Consider the following 22286-nt stretch of genomic DNA (forward strand, 5'->3'; position numbering starts at 1 on the left):
GCTCAAAGGGCCTCCGACCGTCGCGACGGCAACCATTGGGGAAATCCTTCTGAAATGACCGCCCGGTTTTTGGTATGGTGCAGCTCGTTTTTTAACGGACTGATGTCACGCCCACGGATCGGCGCTCATTTTTGTCAAAGAGTTGCTGCAGAAATGCCTGAACCCATACCCATCAAGGATCACGAAAAAGAGACGCGCCTGGTCAACAAACGGCTGGTTGCCTGTGCCTTGTTCGTCTTCGCGATCAGCTGTGCGCTCGTGGTGCGCCTGTACATCCTGCAAGTGGTTGAGTTCGACTACCACTCGACCATCTCCGAAAACAACCGCGTCCACGTCCTGCCAATCCCGCCAACACGCGGGCTGATCTACGACCGCAACGGCGTGCTGCTGGCCGACAACCGTCCCAGTTACAACCTGATCATCACCCGTGAACGTGCCACTGATGTCAATCAGGAACTGGATGAAGTCATCAGTCTCCTGCACCTGCCCGCCGAAGATCGTACGGTCTTCGACAAGGCCATGAAGCAGTCGCGTCACCCGTTTACACCGGTGACCCTGTTCTATGAACTGACCGAAGAACAGATTGCCGTGCTGGCAGTCAACGAGTTCCGCTTGCCGGGGCTGGATGTCGAACCGCAGTTCGTTCGTCACTACCCGCTCGGCGCGCACTTCGCTCACTCGATCGGCTATGTCGGTCGCATCAACGAAAAAGAATCCAAGACCCTCGACTCCGTCGAGTACCGCGGCACGCAATCCATCGGCAAGACGGGCGTAGAGCGTTTCTACGAAGCACAACTGCACGGCCATGTCGGTTACGAGGAAGTGGAAACCAACGCTCAGGGCCGCGTATTGCGTGTCCTCAAGCACACCGACCCAGTGCCCGGCAAAAACATCGTCCTGAGCCTCGACGTGAAGCTTCAGGAAGCCGCCGAAGCCGCACTGGGCGACCGTCGCGGCTCGGTCGTTGCACTGGACCCATCGACCGGCGAAGTGCTGGCCATGGTCAGCAACCCGAGCTTCGACCCGAACTTGTTCGTGACCGGTATCAGCTCCAAGGAATATTCCGCGCTACGCGATTCCATCGACCGACCGCTGTTCAACCGCGTGCTGCGCGGCTTGTACGCGCCCGGTTCGACGATCAAGCCCGAAGTGGCGATTGCCGGACTCGACGCCGGCGTCGTCACGCCACAGACCCGCGTCTTCGACCCGGGCTACTATCAACTGCCGGACTTCGATCACAAGTACCGCAACTGGAACCACAGCGGCGACGGCTGGGTGGACATGGATGCGGCGATCATGCGCTCCAACGACACCTACTTCTACGACCTGGCGCACAAGCTCGGCATCGATCGCTTGCACGACTACATGGCGATGTTCGGCCTCGGCGAGAAAGTCTCGCTGGACATGTTCGAAGAGTCTCCCGGCCTGATGCCGTCCCAGGCCTGGAAGCGCGCCACCCGGCGTCAGGCGTGGTTCCCCGGTGAGACAGTGATTCTCGGCATCGGCCAGGGCTACATGCAGGTCACACCGCTGCAGCTGGCTCAGGCCACTGCGTTGATCGCCAACAAGGGTGTCTGGAACCGTCCGCACCTGGCCAAGACCGTCGACGGTGTGCCGCCTGTGGACGAACACCCGATGCCGAACATTCTGCTCAAGGATCCGCGTGACTGGGATCAGGTCAACCACGGCATGCAGATGGTGATGCACGACGCCCGAGGTATCGCCCGCGCCGCTGCAGCCGGTGCGCAATACCGCATCGCCGGCAAGAGTGGTACGGCGCAGGTGGTGGCGATCAAACAAGGTGAGCGCTACAACCGCGAGAAAACCCTCGAGCGCCATCGAGACAACGCCTTGTTCGTCGGTTTCGCTCCGGCCGAACATCCGAAGATAGCCATCTCGGTGATGATTGAAAACGGCGAGGCCGGTGGTCGAGTCGCAGGACCTGTCGTGCGGCAGATCATGGACGCCTGGCTACTCGACCAGGATGGTCACCTCAAGCCGCAGTACGCGGCGCCGACCAAGGCGCCGGGCGATCCTCACGTGTAAACCTCATCAGCTTCACAGCACAGGCTCACGCAGGCTGAGCATGTGCTGGAAGCTGTCGAGGAACACCGTTTCCGCCTGAGTCATCTTCTGCTCGCGATTCCACAGCAGCTGGATATCGAAATCCACCACCCCGTCCTCCGGCGGCAAGCGCCACAGCAAGCCCTGTTCGACATCCCGACGGACCAGGTGAGTCGGCAGACAGCCAATGCCGAATCCTGCACAGATCAAACGGTAAATTTCTTCGAAACTGGTAGAAGAGGCGACAATCTTGCCGGTAAAGCCCTGCTGGTCACGAAACAGCGTCAACGGCGAAAGATTACCGCCAAGCTGATCGCTGGTGAAGCTGACAAAGTTCTCCGCCGCCAATTGCTCCAGCGTCAGATTCTGCTGCCCGAACAGTCGATGTCGCTGCCCGCAAAAGTACGCATAGCGCTCACGAAACAGCACCCGTTGCTCCAGCCTTGGCTGAGGCAGGCGACATAATCCGACACCGACCGTCGCGGTCTTTTGCAGCAGTGAACTGATGATGTTCGAACTGCCCATCACTTCGACTTCCAGCTCGATTTTCGGGTGAGTTTCGTGGAAGTCCGCAAGAAACTCATCGTAATGCCGCGCCTGTACGCCGCTGACGGTGAGGATACGGATCTTGCCGACTACGTCGTCATGGCGGTTCTCGACCACGGTGCCCAAACGGGAAATATCGCCGTAGATATCTGCCGCTATCCGCAGGACTTCTTCCCCGGTTTCCGTCAGATCAAAGCGCCGTCCACTTCGGGCAATCAGCACGCAATCCAGCTGTTCTTCAAGACGTTTCAACGCCTGGCTGACCGCCGACTGAGTAATGTGCAATCGCGCAGCGGCGCGGCTCATGCTGCCTTCCTGACCGATCACCAGATACGTGCGCAGCAGGTTCCAGTCGAGTCGGTCGTTGAGAAAACGTCGGCCGATCCAGGGATTCGAGGAAGAACTCATGCAGTAGCCACGCTAATAGTAAAGATAAGATTTTGAAAATTGACTAATCCTGTCACGGAAGCGATAAAGCCCACAAGCGCCACAGAGCGCGACCGTCAGCCGCCTCGACACCTGCCCAAAACTATAAATACACAGGGTTCTTGCATGCACACCACCGCTCAGCCGCGTCGCGCCGCGGCCGCCGCCTTCATTGGCACGACCATCGAATTCTACGATTTCTATATCTATGCCACCGCCGCCGCACTGGTGCTCGGGCAAGTGTTCTTTCCCAGCAGCGACCCGGTCACCAGCACGCTCGCCGCGTTCGGCAGTTTCGCCGTTGGCTTCATCGCCCGCCCCATGGCCGGCATGGTGTTCGGTCATCTGGGTGATCGCCTCGGTCGCAAGAAAATGCTGCTGGTGACCATGGCACTGATGGGCCTGGCCACCGCTGGCATCGGTCTGTTGCCGAGTTACGCCAGCGTCGGCATCTGGGCGCCCATCGGTCTGATAACCCTGCGCTTGATTCAGGGCATCTCCGTCGGTGGCGAGTGGGGCGGGGCGGTGTTGATGGCCAGCGAACACGCACCGGCCAAACGCAAGACCTTCTATGCCTCGTTCGCCCAGCTCGGTAGTCCGGCGGGTTTGCTGTTGGCGTTGATTGCCTTCCGTCTGGTCACGTCGCTGTCGCCGGAAGACTTCCTCGCCTGGGGTTGGCGTCTGCCGTTTCTCGCCAGCGGTGTGCTGATGATGGTCGGGCTGATGATTCGTTCCGGTGTGCACGAATCGCCGGAATTCGCCAAGGCCAGGGACAACAACGAGACCGCTAAATACCCCGTGAAGGACGTTATACGTCAGTGCTGGCGACAGATCCTGTTCGCGGCCGCCGCAGTCACCATCGGCTCGGCCGGATTTTTCTTCACCAACACCTTCATGATCACCTACGTCACCCAATATCAGGGCATTCCACGAGCGACCATTCTCGACTGCCTGTTCCTGGTGACGATCATCCAATTGCTCTCGCAACCCTTGTCCGCGCTGCTGGCCGAACGCATTGGCGAAGGGCGGTTCCTGATGCTGGTCGCATTGCTGTGCATGGTCACGCCGTACCCGATGTTCCTGCTGGTCGGCACTCAAAACATTCTGCTGATGACCCTTGGCATCGCGGTCGCGGTGGTGATCCTCTCGGCGCTGTATGCGGTGATCGCCGGCTACATGACTCAGGCGTTCCCGGTGCATCTGCGCTACTCGGGCATTTCCATCGCCTACCAGTTGAGTTGCGCTGTTGCCGGCGGTACCACGCCACTGATCGGCACGCTGCTGGCCAGCAAGTTTTCCGGGCAGTGGCTGCCATTGGCGGTGTTCTTCACGCTGTTGTCGGCCCTGTCTCTGATCGGTGTCTGCGGCCTCGCGCGTCTGCGGGCCAACCCGGTCGCCCTTCACACAAGCAAAGAGGTGTATTCGTGAGTAAACCCGCCCACATCGACCCGATCGAATGGCAAGCCCGTTGTGAGCTCGCCGCGCTGTACCGCTTGATCGCGCACTTTCGCATGACCGACCTGATCGACACCCACATCACCTTGCGGATTCCGGGGCCGGAGCATCATTTCCTGATCAACCGCTACGGCGTGATCTTCGACCGCATGCGCGCCTCCGATCTGGTGCGCATCGATCAGGACGGGCGCATCGTCGACCCTGAATATGCAGGGCATCGGGTCAACGCCGCCGGCTTCGTGATCCACTCGGCAATCCACATGGCCCGACCGGATCTGAACTGCGTGATCCACACCCACACGGCCGCCGGTATGGCCGTCGCCGCGCAGAAACAAGGCCTGCTTCCGATCAGTCAGCACGCGCTGAAGTTCTACGGAAAACTCGCTTATCACACCTACGAAGGCATCGCCTTGTCGCTGGATGAGCGCGAACGTTTGATCGCCGACCTCGGCCCGCACCGGGCGATGATCTTGCGCAATCACGGTTTGCTGGTCGGCGGTTCCGGCGTGGCCCAGGCGTTCCAGGAAATCCATTTCCTGGAACGCGCCTGTCAGGCTCAAGTGCAGGCGCTGGCCGGCGGTTGCGAGCTGCATTTCCCGTCGCCGGAAGTCTGCGCCCACACCGCCGAACAGTTCGACCGCGATGAACAGGACAACATCATCGACCTGGCCTGGGAGGCCGCACTGACCCTGATCGAATCCCAGCGCGAGTCCTATCTGTCATGAACACCGTTGCACTGATGTCCCGCGACACGCTGTTGCTCAAACAATTGCAGGAAGCTTTTACCCGCCGTGCGCCGCAGCTCTCGGCAGTGCTGGCAGATGATCCCAGGGCGGTGGATGCGCAGATCGCGGCGTGCTGGTTTCCGCTACCGGACAGCCTCGCCGCGTTGCCCAATCTGCAAGTGATTCACTCGGTCGCCGCCGGCATCGATCATCTGGAGCACGATCCGTCGTGCCCGGATCTGCCAGTGTGCCGAGTGGTCGATCCCGGCCATCGCCAGGGTATGACCGAGTACGTGCGCTGGGCAGTGATTCACTTTCATCGCGGCTTCGATCAAGTGCTCGAGCAACAGCGCCAACAGCATTGGGAGCGACCGCTGCAACGCCCGGCCCATGAGTTCCGGATCGGTGTGATGGGCCTCGGCTCACTCGGCAGCGCAATCGCCCAAGACCTGGCAACCGCCGGTTACGACGTACGTGGCTGGGCGCGCAGCAGCAAGGTTTTGCCGGGCGTGCAGACCTTCGCCGGCACTGATGCCTTCGATCCATTTCTCGACGGTGTGGAATTGCTGATCAATCTGTTGCCACTCACTCACGAAACACGCGGCATCCTCAATCGCCAGACCTTTGAACGATTGGCCAACGGTGCGGCACTGGTCAACGTCGGGCGCGGCGGGCACCTGAACATCGAGGATCTGCAACAGGCACTGGCCCGTGGAAAACTGCGTGGGGCGCTGCTCGATGTCTTCGAACAGGAACCGCTGCCCGCCGATCATCCACTGTGGAAAACCCCGGGCGTGACCATCACACCACACATGGCTTCGGCGGCCTCCCACGATTGCATCGCCGAACAGATCGCCGAGAACTTCCGCCGTCTGAATGCCGGCGAACCGTTGCTCAACAGCGCGGATCGACTGCTTGGTTACTGATCCGCCAGACAGGCCTGCAAGCACTCGATGAACAGCTTCTCGGCGCGACTCATGCGCTGGTCGCGGTTCCACAGCAGATGAATGTCGACATCGGCAATCCCTTCGTGGGGCGGCAGGCGCCAGAGCAATCCGGCCTCGACGTCCACCGCCACCACGTGCTCTGGCAGGCAGCCGATGCCGAACCCGGCGATCACCAGTCGCCGCACTTCTTCCAGGCTCGGTGATGACGCGACGATGCGTCCGCTGAAGCCTTGCTGATCACGAAAAATCGTCAGCGGAGAAAGCATCCCGCCAATCTGGTCACTGGTGAAGCTGACGAAATTCTCCCGCTGCAAATCGCCCTCGACGACGTCCTTCCGACCAAATAACGCGTGGTGTTTGCCACAGAAAAACGCATAGCGCTGACGAAGGAACAGACGCTGTTCCAGGCGCGGTTGTGGGCGGCGATTGAGGCTCAGGCCGAGGGTTGCGGTTTTCTCTTGCAGGGCGCTGACGATGTCCGAACTGCGCATCACATCGACCTCAAGATCGACCCGTGGGTATTGCCGGTGGAAGTCGGCGAGGAAATCATCGAAACGCTCGGAAAAGATCCGGCTGATGATCAGCAACCTGACCTTGCCGATCACTTCGTCGGCCGGTTGTTCCAGCAGGCTGCTGACCTGGGACATCTGTCCGTAGATCTCGCCGGCCAGTTCGAAGATCTGCTCGCCGACTTCGGTGAGAGCGAAGCGCGGACCGCGCCGGGCAATCAGTTGGCGACCCAATTGCTCCTCCAGACGCTTCAGCGCCTGGCTCACCGCCGGTTGTGTCAGGTGCAGACGCGCGGCGGCGCGGCTGATGCTCAGCTCCTGGCCGATCACCCGGAAGGTGCGCAGCAGGTTCCAGTCGAGGCGGTCGTTGAGCAGGCGCTGGACGTCGCGTTCGGCCATGGGATTTCTCGATTATAAGGTTGGGTAATAGTTGGAATAATAAATAGAAAATTGACTAATCATAGCCCCGGAACGATAAATCACCTCCAGACAGGCGCCGTCAGAGCGCCTCGGATTTACCGTTTCCCTCCTGCCAGAAAAACAATCAAAGGAGCCCGACCCCATGAAGCCCCACGCTTCGAACCAGCCGCGCCGTGCGGCGGCCGCAGCCTTCATCGGCACCATGATCGAGTGGTACGACTTTTACATCTACGCCACCGCCGCCGCGCTGGTGTTCGGCGCGCTGTTCTTTCCTTCCGACGATCCTCTGTTCAGCACCATGGCCGCGTTCGGCACCTTTGCCGTGGGCTTCTTTGCCCGGCCGTTGGGCGGAATCATTTTTGGTCATATCGGTGACCGTATCGGCCGCAAGAAATCCCTGATTATCACGCTGCTGATGATGGGCGTGGTCACGGTGTGCATCGGTTTGCTACCGACCTACGCGCAGATCGGCACGGCGGCACCGGTACTGCTGATTCTGCTGCGCGTCATCCAGGGCATCGCCGTCGGTGGCGAGTGGGGCGGGGCGGTGTTGATGGCCGGCGAGCATGCGCCGAAGGGCCGGCGCAATTTCTTCGCGTCGTTCGCGCAATTGGGCAGCCCGGCGGGGTTAATTCTGTCGCTGCTGGCCTTCAGCGCGGTGACTCGTTTGCCGGAAGAAGATTTGATGAGCTGGGGCTGGCGTCTGCCGTTCCTCGCCAGTGCGCTGTTGCTGCTGGTGGGTTTGGCGATTCGTTTGGGCGTAAATGAGTCACCGGAATTCCTCGCCAGCCGCGAGCAGGCCACCAAGCAAATCAAGAAAGAACAGGCGCCGGTCATGGAAGTCCTGCGCACGGCGTGGCGTCCGCTGCTGCTGTGCATCGGCGCCAACACGCTGGGCATCGCCGGGGTGTATTTCACCAACACCTTCATGATCGCCTACACCACTCAGCAACTGGCGCTGCCACGTTCGCTGATTCTCGAATGCCTGTTCTTTGTCGCGATCATTCAGTTCTGCATCCAGCCGCTGGCGGCGTGGACGGCGGAGAAAATCGGCGCGACGCGATTCCTGTGCCTGGTGTCGCTGCTGGCAATGGCCTCGCCGTATCCGATGTTCGTGCTGGTCAGCTCGGCCCAGGCGCCGCTGATTATCCTCGGCATCGCCCTGGCGGTGGTGTGCATGGCGTCGTTCTATGCGGTGATCGCCGGTTATGTCAGCGGCATGTTCGAGACCCGCGTGCGCTACACCGCAATTTCGCTGGCCTATCAGATTTGCGGCGCGGTGGCCGGTGGGCTGACGCCGCTGATCGGCACGATGCTCGCGCACAAGTTCACCGGGCAGTGGTGGCCGATGGCGGTGTTCTACAGCCTGATCGCCGGCATCTCGCTGGTCTGCGTACTGTCCCTCGCCCGTCGTCACGCCAGCGCCCATCGCGCGGAAATGGTCCGTGCCTAACCCGGAATTTCAGGAGAACCTCATGTTGAAGATCAATGGCGAACGCCTGTGGGCGAGCCTGATGGCCATGGCCGAAATCGGTGCCACCGCTCGTGGCGGCAGTTGCCGTCTGGCATTGAGCGACGAAGACAAGGCCGGTCGTGAACTGTTCGCCCACTGGTGCCGCGAAGCCGGCATGACCTTGAGCGTGGACGCGATCGGCAACCTGTTCGCCCGCCGCGCCGGCACCGATCCGGACGCCGCGCCGGTGATGATGGGCAGCCACCTCGACACCCAGCCCGAGGGCGGGCGTTTCGATGGTGTCTACGGCGTGCTCGCCGGGCTGGAAGTGGTGCGTTGCCTCAACGACCTGAACATTCAAACTCGCAAACCGCTGGAAGTGGCGGTGTGGACCAACGAAGAAGGTGCGCGTTTCACCCCTGCCATGTTCGGCTCGGCGGTGTTCACCGGGATCATGGATCTGAAAGTCGCGCTGGCGGTGCGTGATGTCGATGGCATCAGCGTCGCAGAAGCTTTGCAGCGTACCGGTTACGCCGGTGAGCGCCCGTTGGGCGGCGCGGTGGATGCGTATTTTGAAGCGCACATCGAGCAAGGCCCGATCCTCGAAGACAACGCCAAAAGCATCGGCGTGGTCACGGGCGGTCAGGCGATCCGCTGGCTCGACGTGCGGGTGGAAGGCATGGCCGCCCATGCCGGCACCACGCCGATGCCGCTGCGCAAAGACGCGTTGTACGGCGTGGCGCGGATGATTCAGGCGATTGAAGGTCTGGCCACGGATTTTGCGCCGGAAGGCCTGACCACGGTCGGCGAGTTGAGCATCAACAAATCTTCGCGCAACACCATTCCGGGGCTGGTGAATTTCACCGTCGATCTGCGTCATCACCGCGACGACGCCATTGCCGCCATGGAGCAACAAGTCCGTGCCCGGTTGCAGGCCATCGCCGATGGCCGTGGCCTTAACCTGACGATCACCCCGCACTGGATCAGCCCGGCCACGCCGTTCGATGCCGAATGTGTGGCGGCCGTGCAAGAGGCGGTGGATGCGCTGGGCTACGCTCAGCAATCGATTGTCAGCGGTGCGGGGCATGACGCGATTCATCTGGCGCGCTACTGCCCGACGGCGATGGTGTTCATCCCGTGCGTCGGTGGCTTGAGCCACAACGAGGCCGAAGATGTGCTGCCCGAAGACGTGAAGCAGGGCACCGATGTTTTGCTTAACGCTGTGCTGGCCCGCGCCGGTCGAATCGAACAAGGAGTCTGAAGCATGCGCAGCTTTTTCCACCCCGAACAATTGCTCCACCATCCGCGCAGCTATTACTCGCGCGGGCAGATGCGCACGCCGCAGGAGGTCCCCGAGCGTGCGCAACGTCTGGTGCAGGCGGCCCACGGTCTGGGCTTCAGTGTCGAGCAGCCCGCCGACGCCGGTCTCGCGCCGTTGCTGGCGGTGCATGGCGCGCCGTATCTGACGTTCCTCCAGGAGGCGCACGCACGCTGGAAGGAAATCCCCGAAGACTGGGGTGACGAAGTGATGTCGAACATCTTCGTCCGCGAACCCAACGCCTTGCGCGGCATCCTCGCCCAGGCGGCACGTTACCTGGCGGACGGCAGTTGCCCGGTCGGCGAGCAGACCTGGCGCTCGGCTTATTGGTCGGCGCAAAGCGCGGTGGCCGGGGCGCAGGCGTTGATTGATGGCGAACCGGCGGCCTACGCCTTGTGCCGTCCGCCGGGGCATCACGCCCGGGCCGAAGCAGCGGGCGGTTTCTGCTACGTGAACAACGCGGCGGTGGCGGCGCAGGTGCTGCGCGACAAGTTTGAAAAGGTCGCAGTGCTCGACACCGACATGCACCACGGCCAGGGTATCCAGGAGATTTTCTACGACCGCGACGACGTGCTCTACGTCTCCGTGCATGGCGATCCGACCAACTTCTATCCGGGCGTCGCCGGGTTTGCCGATGAGCGTGGCAGCGGCGCGGGGGAGGGCTTCAACTTCAACCTGCCGATGGCTCATGGTTCAAGCGAGGCGGATTTCCTCGGGCAACTGGACGTCGCATTGGACGCGGTGCGCGAGTTCGGCGCCGAGGTGCTGGTGCTGTCGCTGGGCTTCGATATCTATGAGCTGGACCCGCAAAGCAAAGTCGCCGTGACCCGCGAAGGCTTCGCAACACTGGGTGAGCGCATTCGCAGCCTTGGCCTGCCGTGCCTGATCGTGCAGGAAGGCGGCTATCACCTGGAAAGTCTCGAAGACAACGCCCGGGCGTTTTTCGTAAATGCCGAGGTGTGGCAGCGCTGAGACGATCCACCTGACGAAGCGCCCTGCGGTGCTTGCCATCGCCCTGACGTTAACGTAAACATTGGCGTCAGGGCGCTGATGTGAAAAAGCGCAAAGCGGACCGCTCCGGAGCGCTTGATGACTCTAATAAAAACAACCGATCCCAAGTCTCACCACGAAGCCCGGCTGGCCCGGGAAAAACTCCATCTCGAAGGGCAGGTCCCGGATGGCGTGTTGCGTGCGGAGATCGATGCTTCGTGGCGGCGCAGCCTGAGCCACGGCGTGCATTTCAATGGCAAACATGAGCTGGCGCTGGAATCGAGCGCGAGTCTCGATGTGTTGCTGGCGAGCAATCGCCTGCTGATCGATGCGGCGATACCCGCCATCGACTACCTGGCCGAACGTCAGGGCAAGGAAGGCTTGATCATCCTCGCCAATTCCGACGCCACCATTCTTGCGGTCGAGGGACGTGCCGACCGGCTCAAGGGCAGCGGCCTGCAGGACATCACCCTCGGAGCCTGCTGGAGCGAAGCCGCACGCGGCACCAACGCCCTCGGCACGGCGCTGGTCGAAGCGCGGCCCACCCTGATCGATTGCGGTGAACATTACCTCGACCGCCTCACGGATTTTTCCTGCACCTCGGTGCCGATCCATTGCCCTCAGGGCGAAATTCTTGGCGTCCTCGATCTGACCCGCGAAGGCCCTCTCGGCCGCGTCCACGACAGTACCGCGCTGCTGAGCATGGCGGTCAGTCAGATCGAGAGCCGGGTGTTCAACAACAGCTTTCCCGATCAGATCGTCCTCGCCTTCCACAGTCGCCGGCAGTATCTGGAATCACCGTGGCAAGGTTTGCTCGCCGTCAGTCTCGGCGGGCAGATTCTGGCGGTCAGCGCCCAGGCCTGCCAGTTGCTGCGGGCCGAGCGTTCGGCGCTGGTCGGCAAGCGCTGTGAGGAATTCCTCGGGGTCGATGGCGTGCAATTGCTGACCCGTCTGCAACAGGGCGGCGTCGGCAGCGTACAGACCGCCAAAGGCGAATTTTTCTATAAGACCCTGCGTGCCCCGGCGCGCTCGGTCAACGTTGGCGGCCCACCACGCAGCGTGGCGAAAACCGCCAAGGTGCAACCGGATCTGGAAGCACTGGCCGGCAACAACGCCCGTTATGCCCGTGCCTTGCGCATGGCACGCCAAGGTCTGGCCAATGAGTTGCCGGTATTGCTGCTCGGCGAAACCGGCACCGGTAAAGAAGTGATCGCCCGCGCCCTGCACCTGGCCGGCAGCCGTAGCGACAAACCGTTTGTGGCTGTGAACTGCGCGGCAATTCCCGAAGGCCTGATCGAGTCGGAACTGTTCGGCTACCGCGAAGGCGCGTTCACCGGATCGCGCCGTGGCGGCATGATCGGGCGCCTGCAACAGGCCCACGGCGGCACGCTATTCCTCGATGAGATCGGTGATATGCCGCTGGCCCTGCAGGCGCGTTTGCTGCGCGTTTTGCAGGATCGCAAGGTCGCGCCGCTGGGTGCTGGCGAGGAGCAGGACATCGACGTCGCGCTGATCTGCGCCACTCACCGCGACCTCAAGCGTCAGGTCGAAGACAAGCAATTTCGCGAGGATTTGTTCTACCGGGTCAACGGCATCAGCGTGATGCTCCCGGCCCTGCGTGAGCGCGATGACTTCGCCGCGTTGGTCACTCGTCTGTTGGGCAAACTCGACGCACCGAACGCCGTGCTGCACGACGACCTCAATCGCCTGCTCGGCGCGTATCACTGGCCGGGCAACATCCGCCAACTGGAAATGGTCCTGCGCACCGCACTGGCCATGCGCGAACCCGGTGAAACCGTGCTGACCCTCGATCACCTGCCCGACAGCATGCTCGACGAACTCTCTGCCAGCGAGAAACCCCAGACCGGTAGCATTCGCGAAAACGAACTGGAGATGATCCGCCAGTCCCTCGACACCCATCAGGGCAACGTCTCGGCTGCGGCCGACGCCCTCGGCATCAGCCGCGCGACCCTGTACCGCAAACTCAAACAGTTGCGCTCATGATGCAGCGCCTGTTCGTGCGGCTGATCGACAGCCACAACCCCGCCGCGCTGCAAGCGGCGTTGCGCTGGCTGTATGGTTTCGTGCGGCCGCAGCGTTTGGCGATTGCCGGCCTGCTCGGTTTGTCGGTGTGCGCGTCGCTGCTGGTGCTGGTGCAGCCGTGGCTGGTCAAACTGCTGATCGACGATGGCCTGCTGGCGCGCAATTTCCCGATGCTGGTGCTGATCGCGGTGCTGATGATCATCGCCGGGTTGCTTGGCACGGCGTTGTCGGGGATCAACCGTTATCTGCACACACGGCTGTCCGGGCGGATTCTGTTTGCCCTGCGTGACGACCTGTACCGGCATTTGCAGAAGCTGTCGCCAAGCTTCTACGGCCAGCGGCGGATCGGTGATCTGATGTCGCGGCTCGACGGCGATGTGGCCGAGATTCAGCGCTTCGCCGTGGACTCATTGTTCTCGGCGGTATCGAGTGTGATCGGCCTGGTGGTAGCGATCGCGATGCTGTTCACGCTGTCGTGGAAACTCTCGCTGCTGGCGCTGGTGCTGATCCCGCTCGATGTGCTGTGGCTGCGCTGGATGCGGCGCAAGGTCGAGCGTGATGTGCGGCAGTTGCGCGAGCGTTCGGCGGACATGTCGTCGTTCATGGTCGAGACCTTGCCGGTGATGAAATTCATTCAGTCTGCCGGCCAGCAACAGCGTGAAGCGCGGCGCCTGGAAAGCCTCGGGCAGGGCTACATGAACCAGTTGCTGCGTCTGCAAGTCACCGAGTTTTTCACTCAGGCCGTGCCCGGCACGTTGACGTCGTTGTCCCGCGCCTGCGCGTTTTTGATCGGCGGTTATTGGGTGGTGCAGGGCACTTGGCAACTCGGTGCGCTGATCGCGTTTTCCACCTATCTGGGGATGGCGGTCGGGCCGGTGCAGAGCCTGTTGGGGTTGTACGTGGCGATCCAGCGCATGACCGTCAGTCTGGGGCGGGTCATGGAGTTGCGTGGTGAGGAACCCACGGTATTTTCGCCGGCCACGCCGAAGCCGTTTCCAACTTCGGGCGAGCTGCGTTTCGACGCGGTGCACTTCAGCCATCCGGGTCGCCCAAGCACATTGAGCGGCATCGAAGCGACGATTCCCTACGGTCTGAAAGTCGCCTTGAGTGGTGGCTCCGGCGTCGGCAAATCGACGCTGATCGATCTGCTGCAACGGCATCACGATCCGCAGTCTGGGCGGGTGCTGCTCGGCGAAGTGGATCTGCGCGAACTTGAACTGTTCGAGTTGCGTCGACGCATTGCCGTGGTCAGTCAGGACATCGTGCTGTTTCGCGGCAGCCTCGCCGACAACCTGACTTACGCGGTGCCGGACGCCAGCCGCGAAGCCATCGCCGAGGTCGCACGGCTGGCGCAACTCGACAGCCTGATCGCGTCGCTGCCCGAAGGCCTCGACAGCCCGTTGGGCGAGCGCGGTCAGCAGTTGTCCGGCGGGCAGAAACAGCGCATCGCGATAGCGCGGGCGCTGTTGCAGGATCCGCTGATTCTGGTGCTCGACGAAGCTACGTCGGCGGTGGACGAAACCACCGAGCGCGAGGTGATCGAAGCCATCGACCGGTTGTTTGCCGGGCGCACGCGGATTTTGATCAGCCATCGTCCGTCGACCCTGGCCGATGCCGATCTGCGTTTCGAATTGCTCGACGGTGTGCTCATTTCGAAAACGGTGCTGCATGAAGCCTGAATTGCGTATCGGCGTGGTCGACAGCGGGCACTCGGCGGCGCAACGGGTGCAGGTGATTGCCGGGCGGCGTTTCTCGTTGCTGGAGGACGGACTGGCCGAATCGGAGTTGCGCGATGATCCGCTTGGCCATGGCAGTGCAGTGATTGAGGCGATCAGCCGTCGCGCACCGGCCGCGCAGATCTGTGTAGCTCAAGTGTTCGATCAACGCGGTGTCACCAGCGCCTTGCAGATTTCTGCGGCCATTGACTGGCTGGTGGTGCAGGACGTGCGGCTGATCAATCTGAGCCTTGGCCTGCGTCAGGATCGCAGTCTGTTGCGCCAGGCCTGCGCGGCGGCAGTGGCCCGAGGTGTGTTGCTGTGTGCATCGAGCCCGGCGCAGGGTGCGGCGGTGTTTCCGGCCAGTTATCCGCAAGTATTGCGGGTGACCGGCGATGCCCGTTGCACTGACGAACAATGGTCCTGGCTCGACAGCGCGCAGGCGGATTTTGCCGCGTGTGTTCGTGGCACCTATCCGGGGCAGTCCGGGGCCAGCCTGGGGTGTGCCGCGTTGAGCGGGCATATTGCCGGTTATCTGCTGGAGCATCCGCAGACGAGCAACGCTGAAGTGATCGATTGGCTGAAACAGCACGCTCGTTATCGTGGCCCTGAACGGCGTTTCGGTCCATGACGCCGATCCTGATTCTCGGTGCCGGGCCGGCCGGCGCGGCGGTGGCGTTGGGGCTGCGAAGGCTCGGTTACGCCGTGACGTTGTTCAGCGAATGGCGCCGGTTCGCGGCGCTCGAAGGCGTGTCGCAACGGGTGCTGGAGGCGTTGCGCGGAGCTGGGTTGAATCATTCTTTGGCGAATGCCACGTTGCCGTCCCAAAGGCAGGTTTCGTGGAACGGTCAGCAGCATGCGCAGAACATCGAGTTTCTGCTGGATCGTCCGGCCTTTGATCGCGGTTTGCGCGAGGACCTGCGGCTGGCCGGGGTCGAGGTGGTTGAAGGGCGAATCCTCAATGTCCAGTCTTCGGTGGATGGTCATCGGGTCGAACTCGATGGCGGACAGAGGCTGGCGGCGGATTTTCTGGTGGAAGCCCGTGGACGCCAGGCGCCGGCGCTCGGTAAAGGACTGCGCGGGCCGGAGACGGTCAGCCTGCTCAACCGCTGGCAAGGCGCGCCGGGCGTGACCGCCAGCGCTGTGGAAAGCCTTGAGGACGGCTGGGCGTGGATGGCGCGGCGGGACGACGGCCAATGTTATTGGCAATGGACCGTGGACGTTGCCAGTGCCGGGTTGCCGGGCAAGGCGCAGTTGCTCGATCACTGCCGAGCGCGGCGTCAGGCCTCGGATTTTGCTCAAGCGTTCTTTGCTGGCGGCGTGGAGTCAGAGTTGCAACTGCACGCTCGCAGCAGCACGGCGATTCTCGCGTCACAGGTCTGCGGTGAAAACTGGATTCGTGTCGGCGACGCGGCGATGGCGGTGGACCCGCTGTCCGGCAACGGGATTTTTCAGTCGTTGTCCTCGGCGTTGCAGGCGCCATTGGTGATCAACACACTGTTGCGCAAACCTGAGCGGGCGTTGCTGGCGCAGCGTTTTCACCGTCAGCGAGTTGAGCGGTTGTTCCTGCGCTTTGCGCGAATAGGTCGAGACTTTTATGCCGATGAACATCGCTGGCTGGCTCGACCGTTCTGGCAGGCGCGGCGGCAATGGCCCGACGCGGAGGTGGCCCATGCGGCGGCGGATTTTGCCGCGCTGCGCATCGAGCGGATGCCGGTGCTGAGTGACGGGTTTGTCGATGAGGCCGAGGTGGTAATCACGGCGGATCAGCCGCTGGGGATCTGGCATGTGCAAGGGGTGGAGCTGGCGCCGCTGGTGCGGCGGTTGCGCGATGAGCCGGCGGATCGGGTGTTGGCGGGGTTGACGTTGGAGCAGGGGCGAGCCGTTCGCGGGTGGTTGTTGGCTCAGGGTTTCAGACCCTGAGCCATGAACCCAGTCATTACAACTTGATCAACACCGACTTCAACTCGGTGTAATGCTCGATCGCCGCATACCCCATCTCGCGCCCGACGCCGGACATCTTGTAGCCACCAAACGGCAGCGCCGGATCCAGCGCACTGTGGCAGTTGACCCACACCGACCCCGACTTGATCCGCGGAATCATCCGGTGCACCGCCGCCAGGTCGTTCGACCAGATGCTGGCGCCCAGGCCGTAAGGACTATCGTTGGCCATGCGCAACGCATCGGCTTCGTCATCGAACGGAATCGCCACCAGCACCGGCCCGAAGATCTCTTCCTGCACCAGCGAATGCCGCTGATCGACATCGACAATCACTGTCGGCTTGACGAAGAACCCCGGCCCGAATTGCTCGCCGCCGCAGGCGATGGTCGCGCCGCTCAACCGACCCATTTCGATGTAGCGGTAGACCCGTTCCTGCTGGCGCGCGGAAATCAGCGGGCCCATCTCCACGCTCGGGTCGAGGCCGTTGCCGAGTTTCATCGCATTGGCGATGTCGCTGATATCGGCCACCACATTGTCGAAATGCTTGCGCTGCACGTACAGGCGCGAGCCCGCGCAGCAGACCTGGCCCTGGTTGAAGAAAATCGCACTGGCCGCACCCGCAGCGGCGGTTTTCAGGTCGGCGTCGGCCATGACGATGGTCGGTGATTTGCCGCCCAGTTCGAGGGTGACGCGGGTCATGGAGTCCATGGCGATCTTGCCGATCTGCTTGCCGACGGCGGTGGAGCCGGTGAAGGTCAGCTTGTCGACCAACGGGTTGTGAGTCAGCGCGGAGCCGGCCGTGATCCCGGTGCCGGTGACCACGTTGAACACGCCTTCCGGATAACCCGCCTCCAATACCAGCTCCGCCAGTTTCAGCGCGGTCAGCGGGGTCTCGTCGGCGGGTTTGAGCACCACGGTGCAACCGGTGGCCAGCGCCGGGCCGAGTTTCCAGCAGGCCAGCAACAGCGGGAAGTTCCAGGCGACGATGGCGCCGACCACGCCCACGGCTTCGCGGCGAATGAAACTGTGGAACTGATCGTCGGGCATCAGCGGCAACGAGACGTCGACGCTGGAACCTTCGATCTTGGTCGCCCAACCGGCCATGTAGCGCAAAAAGTCGATGGCCAGTTGAACGTCCATCACCTGCGCCACTGCCGCGCTCTTGCCGTTGTTCAGGCATTCCAGTTGCGCCAGCAGTTCGGCGTCGCGCTGCATCAGATCGGCGAGTTTCCACAACAGGTTCTGCCGTTCACGCGGACGGGTGCGGCTCCAGGTGGAATCATCGAAAGCCTGACGCGCGGCGAGCACCGCGCGGTCGACATCCTCCGGTGTGGCGCGAGGCACCACACACAGCACCTCGCCGGTGGCCGGGTTGTGCAGCGGCATGGTCTGGCCGTCGGCGGCTTCGACCCAGTCGCCGCCGATCAGCATGCGTGGCGGGCGCTGGATAAAGGCCGAGGTGGCAGGGAGCAGATAGGGCAGGGGCATGGTGAAACCTCTTGTTGTTCGATGGGATCGACAAGGGCTTTCGCAATGGTTGTGCCAAATGCTCGAAGGTGGCGCACAGCCCGGTTGCATGGGCTGAGGGAGGAAGAATCTGAGTGGCAATGAGGGTGAATTTGTCTCAAAACGCGACACCCGTTGAGATGCAGGATACGCGTCCTACAAAGCCAATGCCGCTGCGATGGGGGCTGGGCGAAATCGCTCCGTTTCAGGTGTAGGAAAAGCCGCGCGTCTGACAGTTTTTACCGACTGGTGGAGGCATGAGGTACGAGCTAAGTTGCTTTGTGTATAGGGTTTTCCTGCCATGGATTTGGCGGGTCAGTGTTTTCACAAGGATGTCGATGAACAACTTAACCATTCGGTGGCTAACCAATTTCATGATAGGCGTGGGGACTGGATTTCTGGTGACGGGGTTTGCGGCGCTGTTGATCGGCGATCTGACCGATGTTGATACGATTCGGGCAGGTGCCTTGATGGCTACAAGCAGTATTTTCTTGCTCGCCACCTCTTTCGCAGTTGCCATGCTCGAGGATAAATCATGACGGCTTTAATTCTGTGTTTTTGGTCATTGGGCTTTAGTTTGCTGATCACGTATGCGTTTTACCGCGAGCGTCGAATTCAAGCTGCCCTGCGTGATTCCGGGTCATTGTCAGCCAAGACCGACACGCAAGCTGAATGTTCGACGGTTTGCGAGTTTTGTGGGCGTTACAAGGTTCACCCGGACAATTCCGTTCGCTAGGATCAGGCCAGCAAGCCAATATAGTCCCCGTCATGTACGGGGCTTGTTTATCAGTCACCTGGAGATTTCATCGCAGCTGATGCTGTCGGTTCCGCACGAACTGTCGCGCGACGCAATGTCGCCGACGCCGCAACAACTATGCTTGTCTCAGACTGAAACAACTGTCGCGAAATTGGACGCCGGCAAGCATCGCCAGCACCGTCACTTCGCCTTGTTCTTCACGTAACTGCTTGATTGAACAGCTTATCGGCAAGCTGGCACGCTCCGTGTATTGCTCACCTCAGACGTTTCGCTTGCCTCCGTTCGTGCATCGCCGCGAATGGCAGAAACCATAAAAACGATAAGCCACAAAAATAAGAAAGCACCGTGCGAGGTTCGACGTTGATGAAGAGAAAACTCCGATCAGGCATGAGCGCCAGCCTGCTGGCCGTGGCCGCTTGCGTGGCCCTGCATTCGCCCCACAGCCTGGCAGCCCGCGACGCCCAGACCATCCTCAAGGAAACCTGCCAGGGCTGTCACACCCCTGAAGCCGGCGACCAGCTGAGCCGCATCAGCCACCAGCGCAAGACTCCGGAAGGCTGGCTGATGAGCATTGCCCGCATGCAGACCATGCACGATCTGCAGATCAGCGATGAAGACCGCCGCACACTGGTCAAATACCTGGCCGATACCCAGGGCCTGGCGCCCAGCGAAACCGATGGCGTGCGTTACGCGCTGGAGCGCCGGTTGAACACCGTCGAGCAGTTCGACGAGAAAACCGCGCAGATGTGCGGCCGCTGCCACTCCGGTGCGCGGATCGCCCTGCAGCGGCGTCCGGCCCAGGAATGGGAACGCCTGGTGAATTTCCACCTCGGCCAATGGCCGTCGCTGGAGTATCAGGCGCTGGCCCGTGACCGTGACTGGTTCGATATCGCCCGCAAGGAAATGGTCCCGCTGCTGGCCAAGCGTTATCCGCTGGATAACCCGGCATGGCAAGCCTGGGTCAAAACCGCGCCGAAAGCCGAAGCTTTGGTCGGCGACTGGAGTTTCAGCGGCCACCTGCCGGGCAAGGGTGAACTGGCCGGCATCATGAGCGTCACCGCCGATGGCAGCGACACCTTCAAGGTTGCCGTCAAAGGTCAGTACGCCGATGGCAGTGCGTTCAACGGCGATGGCAGCGCGATTCTCTACAGCGGCTACGAATGGCGCGGCAACGTGAAGGTCGATGGTGTGACCATGCGTCAGGTGTTCGCCGCACAAGGCAACGCCATGCAGGGCCGGATGTTCGAGGCCGAGCACGATGAGCGCGGCCTGGACTTCGTCGCCGCAAAACAGGGTTCCCAACGCTTGCTGGCGGTGCAGCCGGGTTACGTGAAGGCCGGCAGCGAAACCGAAGTGACGCTGATCGGAACCGGTCTGAGCGGCAAGCCGAATTTCGGCAAAGGCGTGGACGTGGTCGAAGTGGTCGAGCAGAACGCCGAGCGGATCAAGGTCAAGGTCAAAGCCGCGGCCAATGCCCAGCCGGGCCTGCGCGCCGTCAGCGTCGGCAGCCTGAAAGGCCCGAGCCTGTCGGTGTACAGCAAGATCGCCTCGGTCAAAGTGGTGCCGGAATTCTCGGTGGCGCGGATCGGCGAGGGTGGCGGTTCGACGCCGAAAGTCCAGGGCCGTTTCGACGCCGAGGCCTGGGGCAAGGGCGCCGACGGCAAGCCGTATCGCATCGGCGTGTTCCCGGCGCAATGGAAGGTCGAAGCCTTCGACGAGCGCGCCAAAGAGGACGAAGACGTCAAGTTCGCCGGCACCATGCAGGCCGACGCAGGCGTGTTCACCCCGGGCGATGCCGGACCGAATCCGGCACGCAAGATGTCCACCAACAATGCCGGCAACCTCAAGGTGATCGCCGCCGTCGACGACGCAGGAAAATCCCTGACCGGCGAAGGCCACCTGATCGTCACCGTGCAACGCTGGAACAATCCACCCATTCCCTGATGTTGAAACGTGAGTTGAGCTGAGCGACAGCGATTCAGACACTTTTCGGAATGACCGCAAGTCCCCCAAGCGGGGCTTGCACAGGAGGTTTGCAATGGGCGCTATCTTGAATCTGGTCGAACGTAATCTGCACGAAGTGCACGTCGATGCTGACCGCATGTTGTTCCACATCCCCAGCAGTTCGCTGTTCGCCAGCGATGAACTGACCGGCACCATCATCGATGCGTTGCGCGGCCCCGGCTGCTCCTCGGAAGACCTGATCCAGCGCCTCGGCGCGCGGTTCAATGGCGAGGAAATCAACGAGACCCTGCGTGAGCTGATCTCGCTGGAGCTGGTCAGCGACGGCTCGCCGCTGACCCCGGACATCGCGGTCAAACGCGTCGAACGCACGGCGATCAACACCGTGGTACTCAACGTCAACACAGGCTGCAATCTGAGCTGCACCTACTGCTACAAGGAAGACCTCGACAAGCCGTCCGCCGGCAAAAAGATGGATGTCGAAACTGCCATCGCGTCAGTGGAAATGCTGCTGCGTGAATCCCCCGACGAAGAACGTTTCACCGTGGTGTTTTTCGGCGGCGAGCCGCTGAGCAATCGCAAGCTGATCGAGTACATGGTCGATTACTGCGAGAAGCGTTTTGCCGAGGCCGGCAAGTTCGTCGAATTCGTGATGACCACCAACGCCACACTGCTCACCGAAGAAACCGTGGACTACCTGAATGCCCACCGCTTCGGCTTGTCAGTGAGCATCGACGGGCCGAAAACCGTGCACGACCGCAACCGCATCACCGTGGGCGGGCAGGGTACTTACGACGTGGTGCGGCGCAAGGCCGAAATGCTGCTGTCGCGCTACAACAGCCGCCCGGTCGGCGCGCGGGTGACCCTGACCACCGGCGTCACCGACGTTGAAACCATCTGGGATCACCTGTTCAACGAGCTGGGGTTTGCTGAAGTCGGATTTGCTCCGGTGACGTCCGGCGATATCAGCAGCTTCAACCTGACCACAGACGAATTGATCGAAGTGTTCGCCAGCATGAAGCGCCTGGGTCGGCGTTATCTGGACGCGGCGCTGGAACACCGCAACATCGGGTTTTCCAACCTGCATCAGTTGATCACCGATATCCACGAAGGCCACAAAAAGGCCCTGCCGTGCGGTGCCGGGCTGAAGATGCTGGCGGTCGATCACAAGGGCGAATTGAACCTGTGCCATCGCTTTACCGGCTCGTCGCTGCCGACTTTCGGTAACGTTCACAGCGGGGTGAAACAGGTCGAGTTGAACGACTTTCTGTCCCAGCGCCTGGACCGCACCAACACCGGTTGCCATGACTGTCAGATCCGCAACCTGTGTTCTGGCGGCTGCTACCACGAGAGCTATGCCCGCTACGGCGACCCGGCCCATCCGACTTATCACTACTGCGAACTGATGCGTGACTGGGTCGACTTCGGCATCGAGGTCTACACCCGGATCATGGCCGCCAACCCTGCGTTCATCAGCAGCTACATCACTCCGCGCAAGGCTCACTGAT

General features: G+C 61.8%; 17 protein-coding genes. 14 read left to right on the forward strand and 3 right to left on the reverse strand.

The genetic code is table 11. The features are described 5' to 3' along the window. Positions 1-153: 153 nt before the first annotated feature. Positions 154-2046, forward strand: a complete 1893-nt coding sequence (mrdA, locus tag ACKLNA_RS00005; protein ID WP_119427025.1) for a penicillin-binding protein 2 — start codon at positions 154-156, stop codon at positions 2044-2046. 12 nt (positions 2047-2058) lie between these two features. On the opposite strand, the gene ACKLNA_RS00010 is transcribed toward mrdA, so the two are convergent. Next, positions 2059-3018, reverse strand: a complete 960-nt coding sequence (locus ACKLNA_RS00010) for a LysR family transcriptional regulator (protein WP_248743378.1) — start codon at positions 3016-3018, stop codon at positions 2059-2061. Positions 3019-3162: 144 nt separating this feature from the next. On the opposite strand from ACKLNA_RS00010, the gene ACKLNA_RS00015 reads away from it, so the two are divergent. From ACKLNA_RS00015 to ACKLNA_RS00025, 3 genes are read left to right on the forward strand one after another with little or no spacing between them, the layout of a single operon-like run. Then, positions 3163-4464, forward strand: a complete 1302-nt coding sequence (locus ACKLNA_RS00015; RefSeq protein ID WP_408984457.1) for an MFS transporter — start codon at positions 3163-3165, stop codon at positions 4462-4464. Next, on the forward strand, positions 4461-5216 hold the full coding sequence (locus ACKLNA_RS00020; protein ID WP_011335215.1) for a class II aldolase/adducin family protein: 756 nt from the start codon (positions 4461-4463) through the stop codon (positions 5214-5216). The genes ACKLNA_RS00015 and ACKLNA_RS00020 overlap by 4 nt, the downstream gene beginning before the upstream one ends. After that, on the forward strand, positions 5213-6142 hold the full coding sequence (locus ACKLNA_RS00025; protein WP_408984458.1) for a 2-hydroxyacid dehydrogenase: 930 nt from the start codon (positions 5213-5215) through the stop codon (positions 6140-6142). Before ACKLNA_RS00020 ends, ACKLNA_RS00025 begins: the two co-directional genes overlap by 4 nt. Here the strand turns inward: ACKLNA_RS00025 and ACKLNA_RS00030 are convergent. Beyond that, complete coding sequence (locus ACKLNA_RS00030; protein WP_408984459.1) at positions 6136-7071, reverse strand: LysR family transcriptional regulator; 936 nt, start codon at positions 7069-7071, stop codon at positions 6136-6138. The two genes, ACKLNA_RS00025 and ACKLNA_RS00030, sit on opposite strands and share 7 nt — an antisense overlap. Before the next feature lie 163 nt (positions 7072-7234). Between ACKLNA_RS00030 and ACKLNA_RS00035 the strand changes: the two genes are divergently transcribed. From ACKLNA_RS00035 to ACKLNA_RS00065, 7 genes are all read left to right on the forward strand, one after another. Then, positions 7235-8545 carry an MFS transporter gene (locus ACKLNA_RS00035; protein WP_408984460.1) on the forward strand — a complete coding sequence of 437 codons (1311 nt, stop codon included), beginning with the start codon at positions 7235-7237 and terminating at the stop codon, positions 8543-8545. Positions 8546-8567: 22 nt separating this feature from the next. After that, complete coding sequence (locus ACKLNA_RS00040) at positions 8568-9806, forward strand: Zn-dependent hydrolase (protein ID WP_408984461.1); 1239 nt, start codon at positions 8568-8570, stop codon at positions 9804-9806. A 3-nt stretch (positions 9807-9809) separates the two neighbouring features. Beyond that, on the forward strand, positions 9810-10835 hold the full coding sequence (locus ACKLNA_RS00045) for a histone deacetylase family protein (RefSeq protein WP_408984462.1): 1026 nt from the start codon (positions 9810-9812) through the stop codon (positions 10833-10835). Positions 10836-10952: 117 nt separating this feature from the next. Continuing rightward, positions 10953-12857, forward strand: a complete 1905-nt coding sequence (locus ACKLNA_RS00050; RefSeq protein WP_408984463.1) for a sigma-54-dependent Fis family transcriptional regulator — start codon at positions 10953-10955, stop codon at positions 12855-12857. Further along, complete coding sequence (locus tag ACKLNA_RS00055; RefSeq protein WP_408985534.1) at positions 12857-14575, forward strand: ABC transporter ATP-binding protein; 1719 nt, start codon at positions 12857-12859, stop codon at positions 14573-14575. The genes ACKLNA_RS00050 and ACKLNA_RS00055 overlap by 1 nt, the downstream gene beginning before the upstream one ends. Further along, the gene (locus tag ACKLNA_RS00060) at positions 14565-15242 is read left to right on the forward strand and encodes a S8 family serine peptidase (protein WP_408984464.1); all 678 of its coding nucleotides are present in this window, start codon (positions 14565-14567) and stop codon (positions 15240-15242) included. Before ACKLNA_RS00055 ends, ACKLNA_RS00060 begins: the two co-directional genes overlap by 11 nt. Continuing rightward, complete coding sequence (locus ACKLNA_RS00065; RefSeq protein ID WP_408984465.1) at positions 15239-16534, forward strand: NAD(P)/FAD-dependent oxidoreductase; 1296 nt, start codon at positions 15239-15241, stop codon at positions 16532-16534. Before ACKLNA_RS00060 ends, ACKLNA_RS00065 begins: the two co-directional genes overlap by 4 nt. A gap of 16 nt (positions 16535-16550) precedes the next feature. Here ACKLNA_RS00065 and ACKLNA_RS00070 read toward each other — a convergent pair whose 3' ends face one another. Beyond that, a complete protein-coding gene (locus tag ACKLNA_RS00070; protein ID WP_408984466.1) occupies positions 16551-18041 on the reverse strand; it encodes an aldehyde dehydrogenase family protein in 1491 nt (496 codons plus the stop codon). 356 nt (positions 18042-18397) lie between these two features. On the opposite strand from ACKLNA_RS00070, the gene ACKLNA_RS00075 reads away from it, so the two are divergent. The 3 genes from ACKLNA_RS00075 (at position 18398) to peaB (ending at position 22285) form a co-directional block, all read left to right on the forward strand. Next, positions 18398-18598, forward strand: a complete 201-nt coding sequence (locus tag ACKLNA_RS00075) for a hypothetical protein (protein WP_248743367.1) — start codon at positions 18398-18400, stop codon at positions 18596-18598. Between the two features lie 581 nt (positions 18599-19179). Continuing rightward, on the forward strand, positions 19180-20760 hold the full coding sequence (gene peaA / locus ACKLNA_RS00080; RefSeq protein WP_408984467.1) for a quinohemoprotein amine dehydrogenase subunit alpha: 1581 nt from the start codon (positions 19180-19182) through the stop codon (positions 20758-20760). Positions 20761-20854: 94 nt separating this feature from the next. Beyond that, positions 20855-22285: a quinohemoprotein amine dehydrogenase maturation protein gene (gene peaB / locus ACKLNA_RS00085; RefSeq protein ID WP_408984468.1), complete on the forward strand. Its 1431-nt coding sequence runs from the start codon at positions 20855-20857 to the stop codon at positions 22283-22285. Position 22286 lies beyond the last annotated feature (1 nt).

It is taken from the genome of Pseudomonas sp. UV AK001 (assembly GCF_046097675.1).
GTDB lineage: Bacteria > Pseudomonadota > Gammaproteobacteria > Pseudomonadales > Pseudomonadaceae > Aquipseudomonas > Aquipseudomonas kribbensis.